General features: G+C 43.3%; 4 protein-coding genes. 1 reads left to right on the forward strand and 3 read right to left on the reverse strand.

What is annotated here, in order from left to right:
- Nucleotides 1–192: 192 nt before the first annotated feature.
- From sucD to ACVA53_RS24655, 3 genes are all read right to left on the reverse strand, one after another.
- Entirely contained in the window at nucleotides 193–1,065 is an 873-nt protein-coding gene (sucD, locus tag ACVA53_RS24645) for a succinate--CoA ligase subunit alpha (RefSeq protein ID WP_446506585.1), read from the reverse strand.
- Complete coding sequence (sucC, locus tag ACVA53_RS24650) at nucleotides 1,065–2,231, reverse strand: ADP-forming succinate--CoA ligase subunit beta (RefSeq protein ID WP_446506586.1); 1,167 nt, start codon at nucleotides 2,229–2,231, stop codon at nucleotides 1,065–1,067. The genes sucD and sucC overlap by 1 nt, the downstream gene beginning before the upstream one ends.
- Before the next feature lie 263 nt (nucleotides 2,232–2,494).
- Nucleotides 2,495–3,862 (reverse strand): MFS transporter, encoded by a 1,368-nt coding sequence (locus ACVA53_RS24655; RefSeq protein WP_446506587.1) that lies wholly within the window; start codon nucleotides 3,860–3,862, stop codon nucleotides 2,495–2,497.
- A gap of 924 nt (nucleotides 3,863–4,786) precedes the next feature.
- On the opposite strand from ACVA53_RS24655, the gene ACVA53_RS24660 reads away from it, so the two are divergent.
- Entirely contained in the window at nucleotides 4,787–5,797 is a 1,011-nt protein-coding gene (locus tag ACVA53_RS24660; RefSeq protein ID WP_446506588.1) for an MBL fold metallo-hydrolase, read from the forward strand.
- Nucleotides 5,798–6,116 lie beyond the last annotated feature (319 nt).

Below are 6,116 nucleotides of genomic sequence, written 5' to 3' on the forward strand. Positions count from 1 at the left end.
GAGTCCCCAAAGGGTATCAAAAATGTGTTCAAGAGAGTGGATCAACCTGACCAGTTAATTTTCCAGTTTGGTATTAGAGGTTTTGTATTCCGTGAAAATAAAATTAAAGCACTCCAACCGTAATTGAAGTGCTTTATATTTTTACAGAATGTGAAGATGGGGCTACCTGGTGATGTTACGATAGCAAGCTTATTACCAACCTGTTATTTCTCGCAATCCTTGGCCTATATCTGCCAAACTTTTCACCGTTTTAACACCTGCGTCCTCTAATGCTGCAAATTTATCTTCAGCTGTACCTTTGCCTCCAGAAATAATAGCACCTGCGTGTCCCATGCGTTTACCCGCTGGCGCTGTCACTCCGGCAATGTAAGAAACGACAGGTTTAGTAACGTGATCTTTTATAAAGGCCGCTGCATCTTCTTCTGCAGTACCTCCTATTTCACCAATCATTACAATGGCATGGGTTTCAGGATCAGCTTCGAATAGCGTTAAAATATCAATAAAATTGGAGCCTGGAATGGGGTCGCCACCAATTCCTACACAAGTTGATTGACCAAAGCCCTCGTCTGTTGTTTGTTTCACTACTTCATAGGTTAAGGTGCCTGAGCGAGAAACAATCCCCACCTTGCCTTTTTTATGGATATGGCCTGGCATAATACCTATTTTACACTCATCAGGGGTGATAACGCCTGGGCAATTAGGTCCAATCATCACTACACCCGACTCATCCAAACGCTCTTTAATATCCACCAAATCTAGGGTTGGGATGCCTTCCGTAATAGTGACAATTAGCTTAATGCCAGCATCAATCGCTTCCAAAATGGCATCTTTGCAAAACGGCGCCGGGACATAGATAACGGATGCGGTTGCCCCTGTACCTTCAACAGCCTCACGTACGGTATTAAAAACGGGCTGCCCTAAATGTGTTTGCCCACCTTTACCAGGAGACACTCCGCCTACCAACTGCGTGCCGTACGCAATGGCTTGTTCAGAGTGAAAGGTACCTTGACCTCCTGTGAAGCCTTGGCAGATAACTTTAGTCTCTTTATTAATCAGTATTGACATTATTGCCCCTCCGCCATCGCAACGACTTGTGCTGCTGCTTCTGTTAATGATGTGGCTGCAACAATATTCAGGTTACTTTCAGCCAGTATTTGTGCACCCAACAGGGCATTGTTACCTTCAAGGCGAACCACAACGGGTACTTCGACCCCGACTTCTTCGACTGCACCAATAATACCTTCAGCGATCAAGTCACATCGGACAATACCACCGAAGATATTCACCAGTACTGCTTTCACGTTACTATCAGAGAGGATGATCTTAAAGGCTTCTGTTACTCGTTCTTTGGTTGCACCACCACCAACGTCCAAGAAGTTGGCAGGCTTACCACCGTGTAAATTGACGATATCCATTGTGCCCATAGCGAGTCCGGCACCATTTACCATACAGCCGATATTGCCATCTAGTGCGACGTAGTTGAGCTCCCATTTTGCCGCATGTGCTTCTCGCTCATCCTCTTGTGATATATCGTGCATTTCACGCAATTTAGGCTGACGGTAGAGTGCATTTGAGTCGATGTTGATTTTGCCATCAAGACAAAGTAAATCGCCACTGTCTGTGATCACTAGTGGGTTTATTTCTAATAGCGCAAGATCGTGTTGGGTAAACATGTTACCTAAACCGAGAAATATCTTAACGAACTGCTTGATTTGATTCCCTTCTAGCCCCATTTTGAATGCCAGTTCACGTCCTTGGTAAGGCTGTGGCCCCACGAGTGGGTCAATCGTGGCTTTATGGATCAGCTCAGGCGTTTCTTCCGCTACTTTCTCAATTTCTACACCACCTTCGGTAGACGCCATAAACACGATTCGACGAGAAGCACGATCCACAACAGCGCCAAGGTATAATTCATTGGCAATGCTTGACGCTTCTTCGACTAAAATTTTTGTAACCGGCTGGCCATTAGCGTCCGTCTGGTAAGTTACAAGGTTATTACCTAACCACTTTTGGGCAAATGCTTTGACGCCTTCTTTGGTGTCATGAAGCTCTACCCCACCTGCCTTACCACGCCCTCCGGCATGCACTTGACATTTAACGACTTTTTTCTCGGTGCTGATGTTTCCCGCTGCCTCAAAGGCTTCTTGTGGGGTATCACACGCATAGCCCTCAGGTACGGGCAAACCGAATTCAGCAAACAGCTGTTTGGCTTGATATTCATGCAAATTCATTTTGAGATTCCGTTTCTTTTTCCCTTGTGGGAGAGTAAATTTCGTAGCAATACAAGGCTAAAGGTTGACGAGTTGTATTGTGTTTATTCGCTGGATATTAGGTTGGCTTAATCTCGTTTGGCGAAGAATATATCGAACGATCCTCATTCCCTTAATATCCAATATTGCGAAAGGCCGCATAAGCCGCGGCCAAAGATCAAACGATGCTTATAAAAACGTAGGATACGTAATGGTATGAGCATCGTTTGCCATTAGTTTATTGATTAATTAGGCTCATTGTTGGCATATGCCAAGTCTGGATTACCAGCCTTGTCATTACCCTCATAGTGTGGGTTTTCAGGGTCAAACGTTTTGCCTGCTATACGCAATGCAATAAGTGTGATTGCGATAAACCCAATCAGTGATAGGAAGACTGGGCGATATGAACCCCAAATGCTGTACATAACAGGCACATATGCCATTGATATGCTCAAGAACACACCGTTGACCATATGGAAGTAGCGTTGTACATTCAGCAACTCTTTGCGGCCAACCATGTACGCTAAAGAAGATGGTTGCAGGTTAGGCATACCAGCAGAACCGAAGGCAAGACAGACAATTGCTAAATAGAACATGCCAATATTATCAGCAGAGCCGTAGGCCATGCCTAGAGCGCCAGTTACCAAGACAGACGTAAAAATAAGCGTGGTTTTGGGTGTGCCGATTTTGTCATCGAGATAACCCCAGACATAGCTCAGTGGGATACCCGCAAGGGCACCTGTTGCCAACATCGCAAGCGCTCTATTAATAGAAATACCTGTAGAGGTAAAGACGGGGATCATCTGTGACATTACAGACCCCATCACTAAGCCAACCAGAGACCACGCAATAGCATATGCCCAAAGCTCCTTAGTTTTAATAATTCGTTTAAGAGACCATGCTGATTGGTGTGATGAACGTGCCTTGATCTCAGCTTTCTCTTCATCGCTCAATGGAACGCCATCGGGATACAAGCCAACATCTTCTGGCTTATCGTACATTAGCCAATAACCCGCAATACCGGTAAGGATAATGAACAGTCCAACAGACGTATAAAAGCCCTGATATCCCCAGGCCGCGATGCCTTTGGTGCCGATTGCCGTAAAGGTTGCGGTACTAAATGGATAGGCAATGGTGATTACGCCTAAAATACGGCCCCGTGTGCGAACGAACCAGTTGGCAGCAATAGCACCTAGTGCCACGAACCCAACAGGGTACACGAACGCTATTGCAACATTGACATAAACAAATTGATCCATGGTCGAAACCATGCTCATGGCTATGATCAAAAAGCCGTGGATAATCGTGCAGGGGATTAGAATCTTCTTGATGCCCACTTTCATGAACAGGGTACCGATACCAAACATCACAATAACTGCAGATAGTTTGATAGTACCAAGTCTGACTGCAATGTCTGCAGGCGCCCAACCAAAGGTCCGCTCCAGTGTCGGTAATATCAAGTTCATACTATCTGGATTATTTAGAGAAACGTAGAGGTAACTCAAGATAAAGAAATAGATGGTAATACCGATAGCTTTGGGCTTATATCCCCTCTGAATTGGAACATTTTTTTTAGGGATGCCCTGTTTGTCTAACTCAACTTTTGCTTCCATATTATTGCTCCTAAGTAATCAATAAAAGGTTGTTGGTCTTTATTTTTATTAACTTCTGATTTAGTTCTGTATCAGTACTCCTAAATCAGAGTTGTCTATTGCTTCACGTTTAGTCATACACTAGATAGGTGTTGTTTTATGATTGACTTATGAGAGGGTAACGTCGTGCGAAATAAACGAGGCGAACGAAATGATTAATCAATATGAGAGCGGTATAGCAATAATAATTTTTTTGTGAACCTAAGCAGAATTATATATTTTGGGGTAAGTCACAAATTGATATTAAGGTGGTGTTGAACAGTCTTTATAAATGAAGGAATAGTGATATTTTTGGTTAATGACTCTTGTAAGTAATACAATAAGACCGGAATAGATATGGCGTTAATATAATCCTTTCAGCTTGTTCTTTTTATGAAGTAACTGATAGCTTGTACGTGTGTATGTTGTTCATCATTAACTCGTTCAACCAAAGAGTGGGTCTAAGTTGTTAGAAGCTGCTGTTTTGCCACGCGAGGAGCCATACAGTGGATCGTTTTGTAACCAGCCTGACGAAGTTAGATTGTCAAATCATGGAGGGAGGATTTATCTGCTTTTGGCTATTCCTCTATTTACTAATAAATCTAACTAAAAGAATCTTTTGAGTCTTAGCGATTGAGAGATCTTGTTCACATAACACTTAATAGAGGAGTTCGTCTCGTAAAGAACGGACGATAAGTCCTTATAAATGGGCGAATCTTGCCATGTTTTTACTCTTGAATGGCATTAAGACCATATTTAAGCCCAATTTAGTAACCGCTATCATGCAGTTAGAAAAACTATACAGGTGTTAGTGATAGATGGCTGGAAAGGGTCTGAAGAAATAAGGCTTAATATAATCACGGAACTAATAACTGTTATCAGTATTGATCTAATTAGGGGAATGTTATGGAAGATAAAGATCTCAATACAAGTCGTCGCGACTTTATTAAATCTGCAAGCGCAGGCGTGGCTGCATTGTCACTTGCAGGAACAGGTTTAATGGGTATGTCTGCTCCAGCTTTGGCGGGCGGATCGAAAGAGCAAGATGCCTTGTTTGAAATGAATGCTAACGAAGAGTTTGAAGGGCTACGAGCTGTTACAGTCGGTAACGCTGGACCTCCGATGGCCAACGGAAACACAACTTGGGCCTCTACTCTTATTCAGTTCGATGACAAGTGTTTTCTGGTCGATTGTGGGGCAGCGGCAACACATGGTCTTCTGTTAGCTGGGATCCAACCGGGTAAAGTGACTAACATGCTCTTTAGTCATCATCACGCAGATCACAACTCGGATTACTTTACCTATGCAATTGGTGGTTGGGCTGGTCCGGAGGGACGTCGACATTCTAACGTTGTTGGTCCTAAGAATACGAAAAAGCTACACAACGTGATGTTGGATTTTTATAAGGAAGATATAGAGTACCGTACAAATTACGGTTGGTCAGGTGATGGCCTTGTCGATAAAGTCAATATCATGGAACTTGAAGGTGGTGAGACCTTTGAGCTTGATGGGGTTAAAATCAGCACCACGCTTGGTGTGCACACAATGACAAACATCGTATATCGCTTTGACTATAACGGCCAATCAGCAGTGGTAACAGGTGACAGCGCCTATACAGAGAATATCGTTGAGATATCTAAAGGCGTCGATATTTTAGTTATTGATACACATATGGCAGAAGGTACTTTTGCGACAAATACGTTAAGTCGCGCACAGAATCGCGAGAATATGCGAAAGGCGCATATGTCAAACGAAGATATAGCTCTGATCGCCGCAAAAGCCAAGCCCAAAAAGTTAGTACTCACTCACTTGCCTCCTGGCTATATTGATATCGATGCGACAATTAAAGCCGTTCGTAGTGAAGGTTATGAAGGTGAAGTTGTTGTCTCTGAGCCATGCGGTAAGTACGTCGCTTAGTCATTGTTTGTTAAGATCTGCACTAGTTCGCCCTTGAATCGAGCTAGTGCAACTTTCTTGATTTCAACGCAGTCAGCCGCAACGATCTATCTTTAGCCGAAAACTGTATTTGCATTGTCAATATTTATGATATTAATTACGGTGCGGCGAAAGTTAGAATTACTTTGATTACACTAGGAATGAACAGTATTTAACTTGTTAAGGTACAGTCGGGCTGTGCAGATATCCTTGTTAGCCATAGTCCTGAATTCAGATAATAAGTGCGACACTCATGGGAAGGTGTAAAAGAGGAAGCCAACTGCCGAAAGTGGTACGCTCT

It is taken from the genome of Photobacterium sp. DNB23_23_1 (genome assembly GCF_052873815.1).